We start from the raw sequence: 19,914 nt of genomic DNA on the forward strand, positions 1-19,914 counted from the left end.
TCATGGTGGCCCTCAAGCCAAACCTAAAGTCAAGGCACCGTGCCTATTGGTACGCCCTTGCCTCGGAAGGCCACTCATGGATCTGCCCCGCATTCACATCGCCATCATGCAGCCTGCGGGCTATGTGCACTCACTCGGCTTTTTGGACCAAGCCCGCTATGCGCGCTATCAGTTCCGCCGCATGGGCGCCGAGGTGACGCTGGCCAAGAATCGGCTGCGTGAAGATGCCGTCAACCTGGTGTTTGGGGCGCATTTGGGCTTTCCCAAAGATTGGCAGCAGCGCCACACCTGCATCTTCTTCAACCTTGAGCAGCTCGGCCATGGGGGCGCCAAGGTCAACGAAGATTATGTGAACCTGCTGCGCCACTCGGCCGTGGCCGACTACGACGCCGCCAATGTGGCCGCCTATGCCAGCGACCCGGCTGATGTGCCCTTAGTGCCTTTTTTGCACGCACCCTACCTGGACGGCACCTCGGCCCCGCCGCTGGAAGAGCGCCCCATTGACCTGCTTTTCTTTGGCAGCATGAACCCGCGCCGCCAGGCCTTCATCCAGCGCGTCGAGGCCTGCGGCTTGAACGTGGCCACCTTTGACTACCCGCTCTATGGCGCTGAGCGGGACCAGTTCATCCGCCAAGCCAAGGCGGTGCTGAACTGCCACTTCTACGAGACCAGCCGCTTCGAGCAGGCGCGCGCCTTCCACACCCTGTCGCTGGGCACGCCTTTTGTGTCAGAGCGCACCGCACGCACCGTGGCCCCGGCCGCCTTTGAAGACGCAGTGACCTGGGTGGATGACGCCCACTTGGAGCACTTCTTCACCACCCAGTTCGCCACGCCCGCTTGGTTTGAACAAGCCCGCCAGCAACTGGACCGCTTCACCCAGCATGACCCGATTGAAGCCTGGGCCGACCTGCTGGCCTTTGCCGCAGGCTACCACCAGCAGGTGGAGAGCCAGCGCAGCGGCCTGCCCTGGCAGCCCGCCCGCATGAACCTGGGCTCGGGCAAAGACTACAAGCCCGGCTGGCTGAACGTGGACATCTTGGCGCGCGCCCAGCCCGACATCGTGCTGGACCTGGGCCAGCCGGTGCAGTTCCCGGTGCACACCACCACCCTGGGGGGCGGTGAGGTGCTGCTGCAAGCCGGCAGCCTGGAGCGCATCTATGCCAACAATGTGTTGGAGCATGTGCCCGACCTGCCCTGCCTGATGACCAACCTGCTGGCCCTGCTGCAAGAGGGCGGCGTGATCGACATTGAAGTGCCTTATGAAAAGGCCCTGACCGCTTGGCAAGACCCGACCCACCTGCGGGCCATGAACGAGAACTCTTGGCTCTACTACACCGATTGGTTCTGGTATTTGGGTTGGTTTGAGCACCGCTTTGAGCCCGTGCAAACCGGCTGGCTGGACAGCCAGTTGCAGCCTTGCCCAAAAGACAAGGCCGCCTTCATGAAGCTGAGCCTGCGCAAGATCGAGACCTCGCTGCGCGAGCGCACCGTGGCCCGCACCATGCGGCCTGACTTTGGGGGTGTGCAAGACGACATGCCGCCCGAATGGCAAGACGACCTGGCCGCGCTGGACAACCAGGCCAGCACCTGGCCCGAGCTGCAAGCAGAGCACACCCTGCGCGACGAACTCACCGAACGCGCCTGACCCACCGCACCGCCACGCACCGCTCATGTCTGCCACGCCCACCGCACCGATCCACCTCGTCCTGGCCTTCGACCACCCGCTCAATGCGGTAGAAAGCGTGGCCGACGCCCTGGCCGCTGGGCTGGCCGCCTTGGGCCAAGCCCCCCGCGTTTTGAGCCTGCCCCGTGATTTGAATGCCCTGGCCAGCCTGAAGCCCGAAGATGTGGCCAGGGTCTATTCGCTGGGCTCGGTGCCCTTAACGTTCAAGATCGGCAACCAATGGCTGTGGCAGCACTTTGCCTGCCCGGTGTCGGCCTACTTGCTCGACGCGCCCATCTATGACATTGGCCGCGTCCCCGCCTTTAACCGCTTCTTGGCCGACGCCCGCCTGGACAGGCGCCTCAGCCTGTGTGCGCCCGAGACCGGCTACCGCGACTGGCTGGGCTCCGCCCTGAATGTGTCTTGGCACCATGTGCCCTTTGCGCCCTTTGCAGCCCCCGACGCCCCCCTGCCCGCTGCCCAAGACGTGCAGCAGCGCGTCTGCGTGATCGGCACCGTAGGCTCGGAGCTGGGCGGCCAATGTGACCTGCCGCTGGCCGACGCCCTGCGCGCCTGGTTTGGGGCAGAGATGCCCCCCAGCAGCGCCGACGACCTGGCCGCAGCTCTGCTGGCCCAAGAGGCCGACCCACTGCCCGCCCGCCAACTGAGCCAAGCCCTGCGGTGGGCGCCCCAAGAGTGCCTGCAGCCGCAGCGGCTCAAGGGTGTGCTGGCCCTAGACAGCTGGGTCAAACGCCACCGCCGCTTGTTGGCCGTGCGCAGCCTGGGTCACCTGCCGGTAGATTTTTTTGGCACGGGCTGGCAAGCCTTGCTGGGTGCGCAAGCCCACCACCGCCACGTGGGGCAAGTGGCGCACCAAGACATTGCCCGGCTGATGCCGCACTACCAGGCCGTGCTCAACTTTGACCCGAACTGGCAAGGCGGCGTGCACGACCGCGTCTACACCGCAGCCGCCATGGGTGTGCCGGTCATCACCAACGAGGCCACACCGCTGCCCGCCTTGCAGCAGCAAGGCGCCGCCTTGCTGAGCTATGCCAGCAACCGGCCTCACCTGGAAGAACACATCCGAGCCTGGCCGGCGTGGCAGGCGGCGCGCAGCCCACGCCCACCGCACTTCGGCTTCTTGGCCCAGCACAACTGGGCCAGCCGCATGGCCTTGTGGCAGGCGGCCTGAAGCCGCATCACGAGAACTGGGTCGCGAGGCCGCCCCCGGCCGCACTCAGCGCGCCGCAGCGCGCACGGCCACCATGTGCAGGTTCCAGGGCTTGTCCTCGACACGGCGGGGCTCTGAGAACTCGGCTTGGGTCAAGAAGGCACTCAGCGCCTCTTGGTCGTAGCCAGACTTGTGGATGTCCCACATGGCGGTGTCTCCCTCGCGCTGCCAGCCCCAAAACCCAGCAAACGCATGTTGCCGCTGCGTCCACTCAGGGTTGGCTGCAGAGGGGGCCGCAGGCTGCGGGCACAGGTATTGCCATACGTGGTACTTCAAGTCGGGCACCACAATCTCCAGTTGCCCGCCGGGCTTGAGCGCCTGGCAAAAGGCACGCAAGGTCAGCAAGGCTTGCGCAAAGCTGAGGTGCTCCAGAAAGTGCCGTGTGTAGATCTCGGCGACCGTGCCCGGCGCCACATGCTGCAGCAGGTCTTTGGCTTCGCAGACGATTTGCACGCCGGGCTCGGGCCGGATGTCCACACCGATGTAGCCGGGGCGGCAAGAGGGGCCGCAGCCGACGTCTAGCTTGAGGTCTTTCATGAGTGCTCCAAAGGGGTTGCCGGCGTCAGTCTTGAGGGACGCACCAGTTGGTGATCACACAGACCACCTTGTTGACATCGCCATGGCGCACGGTCAAGTCGAAGATGTGATAGCGCTGGTCGAGGCGCCTGAACATGTGCAACCACTCGTCAGGGTGGAAGATGGACAGATGGCTGTGGCCATCGTCATAGCAGGCGATCACATGGAAGTTCACGGTGGCCGAGCGGTGCAAACGGGCCAGGGTGTCGTTCAAGGCCTCGAAGGGCAGATGCTCCAGCACATCGGCCGAGCAATTGACATCCACCTCGGGCAGATCGACCTTGGTGATGTCCGCCTGCTGGAACTCAATGCCCGGCTTTTGCGGCAGCAGCGGCGAGCGCGCCCAGTCCACACCAATCACCAAGGGAATGTGGGCGCTGGCAGCGTCCAGAAACGCACCGTTGCCGCAGCCAATCTCGCGCAGGGTCTGCACGCCCGCCCCGGTGAAAACAGCCAGGTACGGCACCAGCCAGTTGTTCTGCTGAAAGGCCGAGTCTTTGTCGTGCAGCTTCTGGTAGTACTCGGGGCTGAAGGCCTGGCGAGAGGCTTTGCCGCCACGGTTGACCGCTGCCAGGGCCTCCAGGCTGCGTGCAGGCGAGGCCAAGCGCTCGTACAAGGTGGTGATCAGCGCATAGCACTCAGCATTGGTCTGCATCAGCTTTTCTTGCGCCTGGGCCAGCTCGGCCGAGGCGGCAGCATCGGCCTGGCGCGGCTGCGCTCGGGGCTCCGCGCCCCCCAAGGCGTGCTGCAGGGCTGCGCCCACTTTGTCGCGGCGCTGGCGCTCCAGCTCGGCAAAGTAGCGCACGGACTCCAGGTGCACATAGTCATCGGCCGCCGTTGGGCGGCTGGAAGTCTCAGCCTCTTTGACGGCCAGGGCGATGCGCTGCTTCAGCGCCTCGACATTGCTCGCGTCGACGCAGTAGTGGTTCAAGTAGAACGCCACGAAGCGGTGCGCCCGCGCGGTATCCCAGGGCACCGACCCAAAGCATTGAGCCACCTGGCTCTCGCTGTGCAGCGGGTGGGTCACGGCCTGGTAGTCGCAGTGCCCAGCGGTGAACACCGGCTTGCCATGGATCAGTGCCTCAAAGCCCACGCCGGAGTTGACTGTCACCACCGCCCGAGCGCCACCAATCAAGGCATGCACGGACGCATTGCTCACCACCACGCCGTCTTGGGCCGCGCTGCGCAGCAGCTCGCTCATGGCCTGGCTGCGGCACAAAGGGTGACGCTTCACCACCAAGCGCACGCCGCTGCGCTTGGCTTCTCTGGTCAGGGCCGCCAGCAGCGAGAACAGGCCCACGCGAGAGAGCCGCGCCACGCTGTCATCGGCCATTTGCAGGGGGAAGAAGACATAGCCCGGCTCGGGCGCAGCCTCACTGCCTTGTTGGTACTTGGAGTCGTTGTGGCGGGTCAGCCTGTCCCGCAGCGCCGCCACAAAGGCATCGGCCTCTGCCTGGGGCACGCCGTCCATCGCCTGCGCCAGTTCAGGGTCGTTGGCAATTTGTGCCCAGCCCGAGTAGCCCGTGCGGTCGAAGTAGTAGTAAGGCGCCACGTAGGACTCTTTCAAGCGCCAGACATTGGGGGCCGCACCCACCGAGTGGTAGGACAGCAAGACCTTGCCCGGCGGCGCCACCCGTGGGGCGAAGTCACCGCCAAAAGGAATGTCAGCCATGTCAAAGCTGAGGTCGCATTCGGTGATCGCCAGCATCAGGTTCGCGAAGAACTGGCGGTGCCGCTGGCCGTCGATGGGGCTGGAGAGCCACGGGGCGGGGCGCTCAATGGCGACATTGATTTTTTGCATGGACGGGTCCGTCGAGGGGTTGTTCAGGAATCGCCCCTATCTTTGCGTTAACTCCCCGCGCCAGACTGCGGGATAAGAGCGGCAAATCACGCTCAGTTGAGCCCTGTCAGCACGGTGGGCAAGGGCCACGCGAGCGCCAAACAGGGCCACCACAGCCCTCGGCGGCCCTCCAAAAGCCGCTGTTCAGGCGCTTTGGATGACAGGCTTTGTAGGAATTTGTCTGACACGGTGTCAGGCGATAAGCGGACTCAAGCCGTGGAATTGAACCGATGTTTCCAGCCTGTTTCGATGCTTACAGTTCATCCCATCGCAAGACAAAACCCCTCACGACAGACCACCCCAAGGAGCACGAACATGGAAACCACTCAAATCCTCGCCGAGATCCGCGAAGCCAACCTGTCCTACCTGATGCTGGCTCAAAGCCTGATCCGCTCGGACCGCGAACAAGCCCTGTTCCGCCTGGGCGTGTCTGAAGAAACCGCCAACATGATCTCGCTGCTGACCCCGGCGCAGATGATGAAGATTGCCACCACCAACACCCTGCTGTGCCGCTTCCGCATGGATGACGACCTGGTCTGGGGCCTGTTGACCAACCATGGCAAGGCCGCTGCCAACGACAGCGTCTCTCGCCTGCATGCCTCCATCTTGCTGGCTGGCCGCCATCAAGAAGCTGCATGAATGTGGGCCCCCGGCTCGGCGGGTACGCCGAACCACCCCCCAAGGGGGTAGCCGGGCCCGCTTGGGAGCGGCCCGGCGCTGGCCCGGCGATCCCACCGCAACATCGAATCATCAATTAGGACGGAGAACCACCATGGCACGCACCAAGAGCATCCTGACTGAAGCCAAGCAAATTGAGCGCGCAGTCACCCTCATCAACCTCGGCGCCCGCTTGCAGGTGCTGGAGTCTGAGACGGATCTCTCTTACGAGCGCTTGCTGCGCTTGTATAAGGAAGTGTCGGGTCGCAGCCCCTCCAAAGGCCAGCTGCCGTTCTCCACCGATTGGTTCATGACTTGGCAGCCCAATATCCACGCCAGTCTCTTCCTGAACATCCACGAGTACCTGAACAAGACCTCGGAGATGGAAGAGATTGACACCGTCATCAAGGCCTATCAGCTCTACCAAGAGCAAACAGCGGCTCAGAACCTGGAGCCCCTGCTGTCGGTGACCCGCGCTTGGCGCTTGGTGAAGTTTGTCGACAACGGCATGCTGACCATGACCAAGTGCACCAAGTGCGGCGGCCACTATGTGACCCACCCGCACGAGATTGCCAAGCACTTTGTCTGCGGCCTGTGCAACCCGCCCGCCCGCGCTGGCAAGGGCCGCCAAGCAGGCGCCCTGCAGATGCCCAGCACCGGCCGTCGGATGGCCGCGGGCGAAACCTGCGACGTCCATTGAACGCTTCGTGACATTTGACAGGTTGTTGGCCCCTTGGGTGTGACGCACACTTAAGTTGAACAAGGCCTAGCCGATCACCTGTCCATTGAGATTGGTTGAACTTGTTTGTCTCCTCCTAGCACAACCCCTGTGCTTTCAGGCGGGACCTTGATGGTCCCGCCTTTTTTCTTTGTGCGCCTGAAACGCACGCTTACACCTGCAGCCCTCTGGAGGCCTCAAGCGCTGTGTGCCCTCGGTCGATAGGCATGGATACCCTGTTTGTTGTTGCTCAAAGGACCTCGCCCATGACCGGAAATCTGGCTCTGGAAGTCATGACCCGGCGCATGGCCGACCTGCCCGCCTTGCCCAAAGCGGTCACGGAGGTCTCCCGTGCGCTGCAACGCGACGACCTCTCCACCACACGCTGCGTCGAGCTCATCGAAACCGACCCGGCCCTGGCTGCGGCCACGCTGAAGCTGGCGAACTCGCCGCTCTACGGCTTGTCGGGGCGCATCGGCTCCATCAACGACGCAGTGCGCATGCTGGGCCTGCGGGCCGTCTCCGGCCTGCTGACCACGGTGGCCCTGCGGCGCGCCTTCCGCATCGACCCCAAAGTCAATTTCAAAGCCTCGGAATACTGGCGCCACGCCTTTGCCACCGGCTTGCTGGCCCGCGCTTTGGCGCGCCGAGGCGATCTGGACCCGAATGAGGCCTTTGTCACCGGCCTGATGCATGACGTGGGCCAGCTGGTGCTGGCCATGTACTACCCGATGGAAGCCGGCCGCGCGATTGCCTTGGCGCAAGCCGAAGGCCTGGACACCTCGGCCGCTGAGATCAAGAGCATGGGCATCAGCCATCCGCAGATCGGCGCCATGTTGGTCAAGCACTGGTACTTTCCGGTGCACATTGAGGTGGCCATCGCCCAGCACCATGAGCCCCAGCCCTCGGCGCTCGGGCGCTGGGACCACCTGGGCGCCATCATCCACGCCGCAGAGGCCTTGGCCCATGCGCTGGATGCAGGCGGCAGCCTGAAGGCGGCGGTGGCAGCCATGCATCCGCCCATCTGGCGCGAGCTGGCCCTGAGCGAGGACGACGCCTTGAACTTGCTCAAGGACATTGAGCAAAGCCTCAAGGAGTTCTCCGCCGCCATGAGCAGCTGACGCTGCCCCTTAAGGCAGGCGGCCATCGGCCGAAAACGGGCGACGACATCAGCGGCGTGTGCATCACGCCGCTGATGCGTTTGGAAAGCAAAAACAGACTGCTTTCTGAGGTGCTTTCCACAGGGCTTGCGGCCTCAAGGCGCGTAAGACTCGGACCGATATTCCTCACAAGGACTCATCCGAGTCCGCATTCACGTTCAGGTGAAGCGAGAAACTCATGTTTGTCATCATCGGTTGGGTTGTCGTGCTGGGTTGCGTGTTCGGCGTGTTCATCGCGCACGGCGGCAACATGGGCCCGATCATCAAAGCCTTGCCCTGGGAAATGGCCATGATTGGCGGTGCAACGCTGGGTGCGTTCATCGCCAACAACCAAATGACCGTGATCAAGTCGACCATGGCCGGCTTGGGCATGTGCTTCAAGGGCAGCAAGTACACCAAGGACCGCTACATGGAGCTCTTGGCGCTGCTCTTCGACATCTTGCAGAAGGCGCGCAAGGAAGGCTTGATGTCCATTGAAAAGGACGTCGAAGACCCCCACAGCTCGGCGCTGTTCCAAAAGTACCCCACGGTGGGCAATGACCACCATGTGACCGAGTTCGTCACCGACTACCTGCGCATGATGGTCTCTGGCAACCTGAACGCGCATGAGATCGAGTCGCTGATGGACAGCGAGATTGAGACTCACCACCACGAAGCTCATGCGCCGGTGGCTGCCATCCAGCGCATCGCCGGTGGCTTGCCCGCCTTCGGGATTGTGGCGGCCGTGTTGGGCGTGGTGAAGACCATGGGCTCGGTGGGCCAGCCCCCGGCGGTGCTGGGCGCGATGATTGGCTCGGCGCTGGTGGGTACCTTCCTCGGGATTCTGCTGGCCTACGCGTTCGCAGAGCCTCTGGCGGGCTTGTTGGAGCAAAAGATCGAAGAAAGCGGCAAGGAGCTGCAGTGCATCAAGACCACGCTGCTGGCCTCGATGCAAGGCTATGCGCCGCAGGTGGCCATTGAGTTTGGCCGCAAGGTCTTGCTGTCTACCGTACGGCCCACATTCGCTGAGCTGGAAGCTCACGTGAAGAAGAAGTAAGACCATGGCCGGCGACGCAAAAAAACTTCAACCGATCATCGTCAAGAAGATCAAGAAGGGCGGCCACGCTGCACACGGTGGTGCCTGGAAGATCGCTTATGCCGACTTCGTGACGGCGATGATGGCCTTCTTCTTGTTGATGTGGCTGCTGGGCTCCACCACCGAAGGCGACAAAAAAGGCATCGCCGATTATTTCCAGTCGCCGCTGAAGGTGGCGCTGGGTGGCGGCTCCGGCTCGGGCGACGCCTCGCATGTCATCAAGGCGGGGGGTGAAGACCTGACCCGTTCGGGCGGACAGGTCAAGAAAGGCGATGTGGAAGCCAAGCGCAAGACCTTCAACCTGGCAGCCCTGAAGGCCGAGCAGCGCCGCGCTGAGATCGCCAAGCTCGAAGAGGTGAAGAACACCATCGAGGAAAAGATTGCCGCCAGCGAACGGCTCAAGGCGCTGAGTGGGCAGCTCCGCTTGGACATGACGCGAGATGGCCTGCGCATCCAGATCGTGGATGAGCAAGAGCGGCCCATGTTTGACTCCGGCAGTGCGGTGGTCAAGCCCTATATGCGCGAGCTGCTGCAGGCCATTGGCGAAATCCTCACCGAAGTGCCCAACTTGCTGACACTGGAGGGGCACACCGACGCCACCCCCTTCCCGGGCGGAGAGCGGGGCTATAGCAACTACGAGCTCTCGGCAGACCGAGCCAATGCCTCGCGGCGCGAGCTTTTGGCCGGCGGACTGACCGAGCGGCGGGTGCTGCGCGTGCAAGGCTTGGCGCACAGCCAGCCCTTCAAGCCCGAAGACCCCACGCACCCCAGCAACCGGCGCATCAGCATCATTGTGATGAACCGTGATGCCGAAGACCGTGTATTCCGTCCCAATGTGGACCCTGAGGCGAACCCTGAAGAGCCTCAAGCGCCCACTGTTTCCAACCGATAAACGCCACAAGACCATCTCGAGGACACCATGAGCACCACCGATCTGAAATTTCTTGTTGTTGATGACTTTTCGACCATGCGTCGCATCGTGCGCGGCTTGCTCAAAGAGATGGGCTGCAACAACTGCGAAGAGGCGGAAGACGGCGCCGTGGCGCTGAACATGCTGAAGACCAACAAGTACGACTTTGTGGTCAGCGACATCAACATGCCGAACATGAATGGCTTTGAGCTGCTCAAGGCCATCAAGGCAGAGGAGTCGCTCAAACATCTGCCGGTCTTGATGGTGACGGCCGAAGCCCGCAAGGAAGACATCGTGCTGGCAGCGCAAAGCGGCGCGGCGGGCTACATCGTCAAGCCTTTCACCAAGGCCACGCTGGAAGAGAAGGTCACCAAGATCATGCAAAAGTTCGGCACGCCCGCCTGAACACGCCCGGGAGCAGCAACATGAAGATGGAAAACATGGCGGCCGTGAGCCCCAGCACTGCCTCAGATCCCGGCGCTGTCTCGGCCGACGTGTTTCAACAGTTGGGCTCGCTGACGCGGCTGCTGCACGACACCATGCACCAGCTGGGCGTGATGCCTCAGCTCAAGATCGCCAGCGAGGGCTTGCCTGACGCCCGCAGCCGGCTGAACTTCATTGCCAAGAAAACCGCCGAAGCGGCGGACAAGGTCTTGACCTCGGTGGAACAAGCCAAGGCCGACCACGCCCACATCACCGAAGCCACCCGTGAGCTGGCCAAAGCCCTGACCACCGACCCGGTGCGCGCCGTGGCCACCGGCTCGGTGCTCAACTTCGTGGAAGACATCGAGGCCAGCACGGCCCGCATCGATGCCCACCTGACCGACATCATGTTGGCGCAGGACTTCCATGACCTGACCGGCCAGGTCGTGACCAAGGTGATCGCGCTGGCCAATGAGCTGGAAGACCATCTGGTCAAGCTCTTGGTGCAAGTGGTGCCGCCAGACCAAAAAGACAAGGTGGACCCCACGGTGCTGCATGGCCCGGTGGTGGATGCCGAAGGCCGCACGGACGTGGTGACCAACCAAGGCGAAGTGGACGACCTGCTGGCCAGCTTGGGGTTCTAAGGGCTGGCTATCATCGATGCCATGCGCATCGAAATCAGCCCCGGACACCGCCTCTACGTGGACATCACTGGCTTTGGCCAGGTGCCCCACGGCCCCACCCTTCAAGACAAGCCCGTTTTGCTGTGCCTGCACGGCGGACCGGGCTTTGATCATTCCAGCTTCAAGCCGGCGTTCAATGCGCTGGCCGACATCACCCAAGTGGTGGTGTATGACCACCGCGGCCACGGCCGCAGCGACCGCCGCCCACGGGAGGAATGGACGCTGGACACCTGGGCCGACGACGTGGTGCGGCTGTGTGACGCGCTGGGCATCAGCAAGCCCATCGTGCTGGGGCAATCCTTCGGAGGCTTTGTGGCCCAGCGTTACCTGGCCCGTCACCCGGCCCACCCAGCCAAGGTGATTTTGTCGTCCACCTCCGCAGCCTTCAACCTGCCGCGCAAGCTGGCCATGTTTGAACGCCTGGGTGGCCCGTCGGCCCGAGAGCTGGCCGAGCGCTTTTGGTTGGACCCCACGCCTCAGAACATGGCGGACTATCTGCGCGAGCTGATGCCGCTCTACAACCCCACCCCCAGCAGCGACCCCGACAGCGGCGCGCGCAAGATTGCGGTGTGGGAGATCCTGGACCACTTTGTGCGCACCGAGATGCCCAGCATGAACTTGGCGCCGGGCTTGGCCAAGGCCCAGTGCCCGGTGCTGGTCCTGGCCGGTGAGGACGACCCCGTCTGCCCGCTGGCTGACGCTCAGGACATCGCCCAAGCCCTGCCCGAGCACTGGCGCCAGTTTGTGAGCCTGCCGGGCTGCGGCCACGGCACCTGGCGTGACCGGCCTGAGGCAGCCTTTGCCGTGCTGCGCGAGTTCATTCAGTCCTGACTTGCGTGCAGGCAATCGCCCTCAGCGCCACCGCCATACTCTCGCGTTTTCGCCAATCTCTGGAACCACGCCATGAAGACCAAGCCTTTCCTCAGCCACGACGATGTCGTGACCCTGCTCAACGGCGCCCGCGCCGAGGCCCAAAAAAACCAATGGGCCGTGACCATTGCGGTGGTAGATGACGGCGGCCACTTGCTGGGCCACTACCGCCTGGACGGCGCCGCCCCCATGTCCGCACGCATGGCCCCAGCCAAGGCCCGCACCGCCGCCCTGGGCCGACGCGAAACCAAGGTCTATGAGGACATGATCAACAACGGCCGCACCGCCTTTTTGAGCGCCCCGGACCTGGACGGCATGCTCGAAGGCGGCGTGCCCGTGCTGGTCGACGGCCATGTGGTGGGCGCAGTGGGCGTCAGCGGTGTGAAATCGACCGAAGATGCCCAGATTGCCAAAGCCGGCATCAGCGCCCTCTTGGGGACCTAATTTCTCACGGCGGGGGGTATTCATCCGCTGGCGAAGGGGCCGATAAAGCCTCATACCGCCAGCACACCCCCCATCATGATTGACGCCCCTGTCGCTTCGTCCAGCACCCAAGCCATTGCCAAAGAGTTGGACGATGCCCGCAAGCGCGGGCCGCTGCAGACCATCGCCATCCCGCCCAGCCCGGCCATTCTGGAGCGCATGCGCAATGCGATGGCCTCGGCAGAGCCGGACCTCAACGAGATCGCCAACATCGCCACCAGTGACGTGGCCATGTCGGCACAACTGATCAAGTCGGCCAACAGTCCTGCCTACAACACGGGCCAGCCCGTGCAAACCATTGGCCAAGCCATGAACCGGCTCGGCTTGGACATCACCGCGGCGGAGATGACCCGCTTCATCGTGGCGCATGCCCTGCCTGTGCGCAGTGCTCAGCTCACACGGTTTTGGGAGCGCTCGTCCAAGCGGGCGGTGGCCATGGGTTTCATTGCCACCAAGCTGCCGGGCATGTCCCTTGATGTCGCCCACACCTACGGCCTGTTTTGCCATGTGGGCATGCCGGTGATGCTGCAAAGTGTGCGCGGTTATGCCGGCACGCTGGTGGAAGCCAACGCCCGCATCGACCGCTCCTTCATCGCCACTGAAAACGCCAACCATCGCACCGACCACGCCGTGGTGGGCGCATTGGTGGCGCGGATGTGGAAGCTCTCCCCCACCGTGATGGCCGCCATTCGCCGCCACCACGACTTGGACATGCTGGGCAATGACGGCGATGACGCCGAAATGCACACCTTGGTGGCCACCGGCCTGGTGGCCGAGCACCTGATGCGCCGCCACGAAGGCCTGGATGCCGACGCTGACTGGAAGCAGCATAAGGAGCGTGTGCAGGCCTGGCTGCTGGTGGATGACGACGAGCTGAGCCACTGGGAAGACGAGCTGGCCCCACTGCTGGACATCACCTGAGCGCTTGCGCGCTCCTCAGGGCCGACCATGGCCGCACCAGCACCTGCCACACCTCAGCACGAGGCGCCCAGCTACCGGCTGCAGCGCGAGCAGGGCTTTCGCTGGCTGAACTTCAGCCCAGAGCTGGAAGTGGCCTACCGCCGGGCCCCCAAGCCGATGACGGACCATCAGTCCAATGTGGCCTTGTTCTGCGGCTTGGTGATCTGGCTGGCCTTCATCGGCATGGACGTGATTCGGCTACAAGATCGCGCCACCGACCTGTTCTCCAACCCCAGGCTGCTGACCTTGGTGCAAGTGCGCATCACCGTGCTGATGGCACTGGCAGGCTGCTGGTTGGCGCTGCTGCAAACAGACCCTCGCTTCAAACGCCCCTGGGTGGTGGCGGGCATGCTGTATCTGCTGACCTTGGGAGGCACCATCTCCAATGACACCCATGCCGCGCTCGGCACCCCGCACGAGAACAACGTGCTGATCTTGCTGATGGTGGTCATCTTCCTGCCCCTGGGCTTGCGCCTGAAGGAAGCCACCGCAGTGGCTGTGCTGTGCCTGGTCAGCGTGCTGCTGGTCAGCCTGGCCAATCACCCCGAAGGCCAGCGAGAGTCGATCTTCTATCGCTTGTTCTACCTGCTCGTGGCGGCCTGCATCGGCGGCATGGGCGCCTATTTGCGCGAATACGCCCAACGCGAGCAGTTCTTGCTGCGTGCGGAGTTGGAGTGGCTGGCCCGGCGAGATGCCTTGACGGGCTTGCACAACCGGCGGGCCTTCAATGAGCACCTGGAGCTGGCGCTCTCTGTGGGGCGCCGGGACAACCAACCGGTGGCCTTGATGATGATCGACGCGGACCACTTCAAGCTCTACAACGACGCCTACGGCCACGCCGCCGGCGACCATGCCCTGCAACGCTTGGCGGAAGTCTTGCAGAGCCTGTGCCGCCGCCCCTTGGACCATGCCGCACGCACCGGCGGTGAAGAAATGGCCTTGGTGCTGTACGGCGTCAACGCCACTCAGGCTCAGGGCTTGAGCGAGCAGTTGGTGCAGCGTGTCCGCGCCCTGGCGTTGGCGCACAAAGCCTCACCCACGGCCGAGCATCTCACGGTCAGCGTCGGTTGCGCCATTTCATTGCCCCTCGAAGAAGGCAAGTCGCTCTACACCCGCGCCGATGCCCTGCTCTACCAAGCCAAACGGCAAGGGCGCAACAAGGCCATCGCAGACATTGATGCCCTGAGCTCATCGGCGCAGCGACCCACTGAACGCCCGGTCTAGCGCCGGGCCAGCCAGACGCTGTCTCGACGGCAAGACTCACCCTCAAAATCGTCACCGCGTGCCGGCCTTCTAAGGGCGCAGGGCAGACTGGACAAGGCCCGGCACGGCCGCGCTTGCGTCTGGCCGGCTTACCGCGCCAGGGGCCACCGCGTGTGCTGCTCGGCCGCCGACGCCGAGGCCTCAGCCCGCGCCAGGCCAACGCACAACTGGACACATCTGCGAAATCTGACGCACTTGCTGAATGCGGGGTGGCGATCAAGCGCAACTTTTTGACGCGCGCTTTCAGCCATACCCTGTATCGTTTCAGTCATTCCTCAAGCTTGACTCAATGCAGCGCTGCTGGGCAGCTGCCACGCCGTGCTGCACGAGTTGCTTTCCCTGACCTCCCCGACACACTGGGCTTTTCGGCCCGTGTGGGGTTTCTCACGTCCCAATGCAGTATGTGGAATATTGAGAATAAATCTCGGCACAAAACCGGGAGCAGCCCTCGCCAATCAGATGGCGTCCCTGGACTCGCAGCCTTGCTCCTCGCCGTGTGCGGCGGCCTCTGGGCCCATGGTGCTGCCGCCAAGGAACCCGCCAACACCGGCATGTCCTCAGCCTGGCGACAACTCAAGCCCAGCAAGGCCGTGGAGCCTCGCTTCCAGGCCAACAGCTTTGGGCTGCCATTGGCCCCCAACAGCCTGATCCGACAAGACGGCAAGCCGATGGACTTGGCCCGCTTTCAGGGCAAGCCCGTGCTGCTTAACTTCGCCTTTACCGACTGCAGCACCATTTGCACCCCCACCACCTTGCACTTGGCCAAGGTGCGGCAAGACGCGCTGGCGGCCGGCATAGCGCTGGAGTTGGTGACCATCACCGTCAACCCCTTGGGCGACACGCCAGAGCGACTCAAGGCCTTCGCGCAGGCGCGTCAGGCCGACCACAGCAACTGGCATTGGCTGACAGGCCAAGCGGAGCTTGTGTTCCAGGTCATAGACCACTACGGCGCCTTGGTGGGCAAGCGCCGCAAGCCGGATGACCACCGCACCAGCATCTACCTCATCAACCGCAACGGCGAAGTCTTCAATGACTTTCCCGTCGGTGACTTTGACCATGAGCGCATGCAACGCGAGTTGCGCGGCATGAGCAACACCACGTACTGATCCCTCTCACCAGCAGTTCTAGGAGAACCCGATGAAAAGAAGAAGCCTCTTGCAAGCCGGCGCCGCAGCCCTGACCACGGCAGGACTGATGCCCGCACGTGCCAACACAGAGGTCAGCGTCACCGCACCGCAGACCATGACGCACTTGATGAAGTACATGCCAGGCGGCCGCATCCCAGACGATGCGCACCGTAAGGGGGTGTGGCTCAGGCTGCCCACCATCACCGGCCTGTCGGGCGGTCGCAGTTGGCCCATCAACCCCATCCACATGGCACTGCTGCCCAACGGCCGGGTGCTGAGCTATGGCTCGCGCGGCGATGTGCTGCAGCAAGGCGTCAACGGACAAGACGGCTCGCAAAACGTGGTGTGGAACCCAGACGACTGGACCAACGCCAGCACCTTTGGATTTGACTGGTACACCAACACGCGCGGCCAGCGCGTCCCCTTCCAGGACTACACCGACCGCTTGACGGCCAATGTGCAGGACGCGCGCAACAAGTTCAACAGCTTCTGCAGCGGTGGCACCTTGATGCCCAACGGCAAGCTGCTGATGGTGGGCGGCTCTGGCGGGCTATATACCGTGGGGGCCTCGACAGCCGCCTCCAAGATGACAGGCACCTACGACTATGTGACCAAGACCACCGTGAAGGTGCGGGACTCGGTGGACGGCGAAGGCCGCTGGTATGCCACCTTGATCACCCTGGCCGATGGCCGCCAACTGGTGTTGGGGGGCATGGAGCCCTATGCCGAAGACTATATGGACGCCAACCTGCGCGCCCCCGGACTGGTGGCACGCAACACGGCCCGCGCGCCCATGGTCTACAAAGATGGCCAAGGCTGGACCTCCTTGTCGGGCATTCCGATGACGACCTACAGCCAGTTCTTCGAGCTGTATGAATCCCGCGCCGAGTACCCCCGCGCTTGGGTGGCGCCGGGCGGCAAGGTCTTTGGCATCTCGACCGACTTGATGTGGTCACTGGACCCGAACGGGATCGGCAACTTGACCGCTGCAGGTAACGGCAAATTCAGCAATGAAACCTTGGTCGCCAATGACAACCGGCGTCCCGCCAGCGAGCTGCCCAATGTGGGGTCCGGCTCCAGCTCGGCCGTGATGTACGACAAGGGCTTGGTGATGCAAGCCGGCGGCAATGGCTATTGGGTGCTCAACACCTCGCGCGCCAGCAGCAAGGCCACAGTGGTGGACATTCGCGGCGGGGCGGAAAGCGCGCGGGTCATTCCCCAGCCCCCGATGAAGCATGCCCGCAAGTTTTTCAACACCACCGTGCTGCCCACAGGCAGTGTGCTGGTCAACGGCGGCACGACCCAAGCCAACATCAACGCAGCCCAGCATGTGCGTGAGGCTGAGATGTTTGTGCCCGACGTCAACAACCCCGCCAGCGGCAGCTTTGTGCCGATGGCCACGCAGGCCTTCTCGCGGGTGTATCACGCCACGGCCATCTTGCTGCCCGACGGCACCGTGCTCTCGGCCGGCGGTGGCAACCCCCATGTGGTGCAGCGCAACGGCGAGATCTTTTTGCCACCGTATTTGTTCACCGCCCAAGGTACAGGCGCGACCTGGTCCCAGCGCCCCACGCTGACCCGATACACCGCCGGCAATGCCTTGCACGGCACCTTGCTCTCGCCGTTCTATGTGGAGATGACCGACACGTCTGGCGCCAACAGCATCAAGGACGTGGTGCTGGTGGGCTTGTCGACCGTGACCCACGGCTTCAACACGGGCCAGCGGCGCATCGCGCTGGAGCGCAGCGACTGGAGCATGGGCGTGGACAGCAACAAGAACCATGTTCGCATCGACCGCTTCCCTGCCAAGGACTTGACCCCTCCGGGCTACTACATGCTGTTCTTGATCAACCACAGCGGTGTGCCCTCTCGCGGAGTGATCGTGGCCGTGGGGGCTGGCACGGCCGCCCCGCAGCCCGCCTAAAACGACAAGGCGCCCGGCACCTGAAGGTGCCGGGCGCCTGTGGCGGCCTCTGGCCGCTGTGCGGACTCAGGACTGGGCTTTGCCCAGCTCAGGCAGCTCGATCTTCACCTCCAGCACTTCAAGGTTGTCCTGGCGTTCCAATTGCACCTTGATGTCGTCGGCGTTGATCTTGACGTACTTGGAAATCACCGCAACCAGCTCGCGCTGCAGCGCAGGCAGGTAGTCGGGCGTGGCGGCACTGCGGCCGCTGCGCTCGTGGGCCAAGATGATCTGCAAGCGCTCCTTGGCGACCGAAGCGGTTTGCTTCTTCTCGCCCAGCAAAAAGGAGAGAAACGACATGGCGCTCACCTCCCACCAAACAGTCGCTTGAAGAAGCCGGGTTTGACCGCTTCGGTAAAGCGCATCGGGCGCTCTTCACCGCAGAAGCGAGCCACCACGTCTTGATAAGCCTCAGAGACTTCGGTCTCTTTGAGGTGGATGGCGGGCAGACCTTGGTTGGAGGCGTCCAGCACACTCTCCGACTCGGGGATCACGCCGATCAGATCGATGCGCAAGATCTCTTGGATGTCTGAGAGCGACAGCATCTGGCCCGTATCGACCCGGCTCGGGTTGTAACGCGTGATCAGCAGATGCTCTTTGATGGGCGCGCTGCCTTCAATGGCGCGCTTAGTCTTGGACGACAAGATGCCCAGGATGCGGTCGGAGTCGCGCACCGAGGACACCTCGGGGTTGGTGACCACCAAGGCCTCGTCGGCAAAATGCATGGCCATCAGGGCGCCGGTCTCGATGCCGGCAGGCGAGTCGCAAACGATGTACTCAAAGCCCATGCCCTTGAGGTCGTTCAGCACCTTCTCCACGCCGTCTTGTGTCAGCGCGTCTTTATCGCGGGTTTGGGACGCCGCCAGGACAAACAGGTTGTCGCAGGTTTTGTCTTTGATCAGCGCTTGGTTGAGGTTGGCCTCACCGTGAATGACGTTGATCAGGTCATAGACCACACGGCGCTCGCAACCCATGATCAGGTCCAGGTTGCGCAGGCCGACGTCAAAGTCAATCACCGCCGTTTTGTGGCCGCGCAGGGCCAAACCCGACGCAAAACTCGCACTGGTGGTGGTCTTGCCGACCCCGCCTTTGCCTGAGGTCACCACGACAATCTTGGTCATCGGAACACTGTCCTTTCTTTCTTGAAACGCAGGGCCCACTCAGGAGCCTCCCCTATCTATCGAGCCCCTCAGAACTTGAGCGGCTCAAACAAAATCTTCTCGCCATCGAGCTTGACCTGCGCCGGTTTGCCCGCCACCTCAGCAGGCAAGCCCGACTCAAACGTGCGCCAAACGCCACCGATGGACACCAACTGCGGCTCCATGCAGGCCGCAAAAATGCGCGCCTCCGTGTTGCCCCGCGCACCCGCCAGCGCACGGCCACGCAGCGGGGCATACACATGGATGTTGCCGTCGGCGATCACCTCTGCCCCATAGCTGACCACCGCCAGCACGATCAGATCACCACCACGGGCATAGACCTGCTGGCCCGAGCGCAGTGGCTTGTCGATGATCAAAGTGGTGCTGGCCGGCGCGGCAGCCGCAGGCTCGGCGCTGGGTGCTTCGGCCGCTGCAGCGGCCAGTTGAGCGTCGGCCGCGTCAAACAAGTCGGGCGGCACGGTGTCGGCGAACTCGGCTTGCACCTGCACCTCGCTGGGCGCAGCAGGCTCTGACCGTGGGCCGCCCACCTCGGGGGCCTCCGCCAGTCCCGCCTGCAGGGCCGCAGCCATCTGCTCGGGGGAGCCCCCTCGCGCAGACATGGGGTTGAAGCCATAACGACGCAGCAAAGCCACCAATGCGATGGCATCCAGGGGCACGGAGTCATCACGCACCGCGGCCAGGTCCACACACACGGGTTCGTGCTCGAACAAGCCCGGCGTGGCGCCATATCGGGCGTCCAGGGCCTCGGCCAGAGCGTCGAGGTCGGTGGTCTTGAGCAACAGCGCCAACACGCTGAGCGTGGCACTTTTGAGGTCAAACAGGGCAGTCGCGTGAGCCTTGGAATGCAGGGCCATGAAAAAAGCGCAGGGTCAGAGCAATCAGCCAATGTTTCTGGCGGCCGGCGCGAGGCACGGGCCAGAGCGTGGCGAGAGTGTATGTCAAGGCTCAGAGCAGCCCGCCGCCCGCAGCCGGGGGGCCGCGCCAATCCCAAGAGATGGCGCGGCTCCACGGTTCAAATTCATCCAATCTCAAATACGAGACTAGGTAATCTCAGGACTTCGTCAACCCCACAGCGACGAGTGAAGTACATCGTCCCCCCTATCGCAGTACTCACCAGAAGGAAGCCGCCGTGACGCTCTCCCACCTTAGCCT

Annotated in this window: 20 protein-coding genes; 15 read left to right on the plus strand and 5 right to left on the minus strand. The window is 63.4% G+C overall.

What is annotated here, in order from left to right; all coding sequences use genetic code 11:
* Positions 1 to 76 precede the first annotated feature (76 nt).
* On the plus strand, positions 77 to 1,645 hold the full coding sequence (locus KAK11_RS11350; RefSeq protein WP_210809243.1) for a class I SAM-dependent methyltransferase: 1,569 nt from the start codon (positions 77 to 79) through the stop codon (positions 1,643 to 1,645).
* A gap of 25 nt (positions 1,646 to 1,670) precedes the next feature.
* Complete coding sequence (locus tag KAK11_RS11355; RefSeq protein ID WP_210809244.1) at positions 1,671 to 2,855, plus strand: glycosyltransferase family protein; 1,185 nt, start codon at positions 1,671 to 1,673, stop codon at positions 2,853 to 2,855.
* 45 nt (positions 2,856 to 2,900) lie between these two features.
* Here KAK11_RS11355 and KAK11_RS11360 read toward each other — a convergent pair whose 3' ends face one another.
* Both KAK11_RS11360 and KAK11_RS11365 read right to left on the minus strand, forming a co-directional pair.
* Positions 2,901 to 3,431, minus strand: a complete 531-nt coding sequence (locus KAK11_RS11360) for a class I SAM-dependent methyltransferase (RefSeq protein ID WP_210809245.1) — start codon at positions 3,429 to 3,431, stop codon at positions 2,901 to 2,903.
* Positions 3,432 to 3,456: 25 nt separating this feature from the next.
* On the minus strand, positions 3,457 to 5,271 hold the full coding sequence (locus KAK11_RS11365) for a capsular polysaccharide export protein, LipB/KpsS family (RefSeq protein WP_210809246.1): 1,815 nt from the start codon (positions 5,269 to 5,271) through the stop codon (positions 3,457 to 3,459).
* A 354-nt stretch (positions 5,272 to 5,625) separates the two neighbouring features.
* Between KAK11_RS11365 and flhD the strand changes: the two genes are divergently transcribed.
* The 13 genes from flhD to KAK11_RS11430 all read left to right on the plus strand — a co-directional run bounded on the left by flhD (position 5,626) and on the right by KAK11_RS11430 (position 17,563).
* On the plus strand, positions 5,626 to 5,949 hold the full coding sequence (gene flhD / locus KAK11_RS11370) for a flagellar transcriptional regulator FlhD (protein WP_210809247.1): 324 nt from the start codon (positions 5,626 to 5,628) through the stop codon (positions 5,947 to 5,949).
* 133 nt (positions 5,950 to 6,082) lie between these two features.
* The gene (gene flhC, locus KAK11_RS11375) at positions 6,083 to 6,667 is read left to right on the plus strand and encodes a flagellar transcriptional regulator FlhC (RefSeq protein WP_210809248.1); all 585 of its coding nucleotides are present in this window, start codon (positions 6,083 to 6,085) and stop codon (positions 6,665 to 6,667) included.
* Positions 6,668 to 6,951: 284 nt separating this feature from the next.
* Positions 6,952 to 7,806, plus strand: a complete 855-nt coding sequence (locus KAK11_RS11380) for an HDOD domain-containing protein (protein WP_210809249.1) — start codon at positions 6,952 to 6,954, stop codon at positions 7,804 to 7,806.
* 217 nt (positions 7,807 to 8,023) lie between these two features.
* On the plus strand, positions 8,024 to 8,881 hold the full coding sequence (motA, locus tag KAK11_RS11385; RefSeq protein WP_210809250.1) for a flagellar motor stator protein MotA: 858 nt from the start codon (positions 8,024 to 8,026) through the stop codon (positions 8,879 to 8,881).
* Positions 8,882 to 8,885: 4 nt separating this feature from the next.
* Positions 8,886 to 9,812 (plus strand): flagellar motor protein MotB, encoded by a 927-nt coding sequence (gene motB / locus KAK11_RS11390; RefSeq protein ID WP_210809251.1) that lies wholly within the window; start codon positions 8,886 to 8,888, stop codon positions 9,810 to 9,812.
* 27 nt (positions 9,813 to 9,839) lie between these two features.
* The gene (cheY, locus tag KAK11_RS11395) at positions 9,840 to 10,235 is read left to right on the plus strand and encodes a chemotaxis response regulator CheY (RefSeq protein WP_210809252.1); all 396 of its coding nucleotides are present in this window, start codon (positions 9,840 to 9,842) and stop codon (positions 10,233 to 10,235) included.
* Between the two features lie 20 nt (positions 10,236 to 10,255).
* Positions 10,256 to 10,897 (plus strand): protein phosphatase CheZ, encoded by a 642-nt coding sequence (locus KAK11_RS11400; protein ID WP_210809253.1) that lies wholly within the window; start codon positions 10,256 to 10,258, stop codon positions 10,895 to 10,897.
* A 21-nt stretch (positions 10,898 to 10,918) separates the two neighbouring features.
* A complete protein-coding gene (locus tag KAK11_RS11405) occupies positions 10,919 to 11,767 on the plus strand; it encodes an alpha/beta fold hydrolase (protein ID WP_210809254.1) in 849 nt (282 codons plus the stop codon).
* Between the two features lie 72 nt (positions 11,768 to 11,839).
* Positions 11,840 to 12,250, plus strand: a complete 411-nt coding sequence (locus tag KAK11_RS11410; RefSeq protein WP_210809255.1) for a heme-binding protein — start codon at positions 11,840 to 11,842, stop codon at positions 12,248 to 12,250.
* Positions 12,251 to 12,325: 75 nt separating this feature from the next.
* Positions 12,326 to 13,210 carry an HDOD domain-containing protein gene (locus KAK11_RS11415; protein ID WP_210809256.1) on the plus strand — a complete coding sequence of 295 codons (885 nt, stop codon included), beginning with the start codon at positions 12,326 to 12,328 and terminating at the stop codon, positions 13,208 to 13,210.
* A 27-nt stretch (positions 13,211 to 13,237) separates the two neighbouring features.
* Positions 13,238 to 14,473 carry a GGDEF domain-containing protein gene (locus tag KAK11_RS11420; protein WP_210809257.1) on the plus strand — a complete coding sequence of 412 codons (1,236 nt, stop codon included), beginning with the start codon at positions 13,238 to 13,240 and terminating at the stop codon, positions 14,471 to 14,473.
* Positions 14,474 to 14,994: 521 nt separating this feature from the next.
* On the plus strand, positions 14,995 to 15,618 hold the full coding sequence (locus KAK11_RS11425) for an SCO family protein (RefSeq protein WP_210809258.1): 624 nt from the start codon (positions 14,995 to 14,997) through the stop codon (positions 15,616 to 15,618).
* 31 nt (positions 15,619 to 15,649) lie between these two features.
* Entirely contained in the window at positions 15,650 to 17,563 is a 1,914-nt protein-coding gene (locus KAK11_RS11430; protein ID WP_210809259.1) for a galactose oxidase-like domain-containing protein, read from the plus strand.
* Between the two features lie 66 nt (positions 17,564 to 17,629).
* Here the strand turns inward: KAK11_RS11430 and minE are convergent, their stop codons facing one another.
* From minE to minC, 3 genes are all read right to left on the minus strand, one after another.
* On the minus strand, positions 17,630 to 17,902 hold the full coding sequence (gene minE, locus KAK11_RS11435) for a cell division topological specificity factor MinE (protein WP_210809260.1): 273 nt from the start codon (positions 17,900 to 17,902) through the stop codon (positions 17,630 to 17,632).
* A 5-nt stretch (positions 17,903 to 17,907) separates the two neighbouring features.
* Positions 17,908 to 18,723 (minus strand): septum site-determining protein MinD, encoded by an 816-nt coding sequence (gene minD, locus KAK11_RS11440; protein ID WP_210809261.1) that lies wholly within the window; start codon positions 18,721 to 18,723, stop codon positions 17,908 to 17,910.
* A 68-nt stretch (positions 18,724 to 18,791) separates the two neighbouring features.
* Positions 18,792 to 19,616, minus strand: coding sequence for a septum site-determining protein MinC (gene minC, locus KAK11_RS11445; RefSeq protein ID WP_210809262.1), 825 nt, complete (start codon positions 19,614 to 19,616; stop codon positions 18,792 to 18,794).
* Between the last annotated feature and the right edge of the window lie 298 nt (positions 19,617 to 19,914).

Source organism: Ideonella paludis (assembly GCF_018069865.1).
Lineage (GTDB): Bacteria > Pseudomonadota > Gammaproteobacteria > Burkholderiales > Burkholderiaceae_C > Ideonella > Ideonella paludis.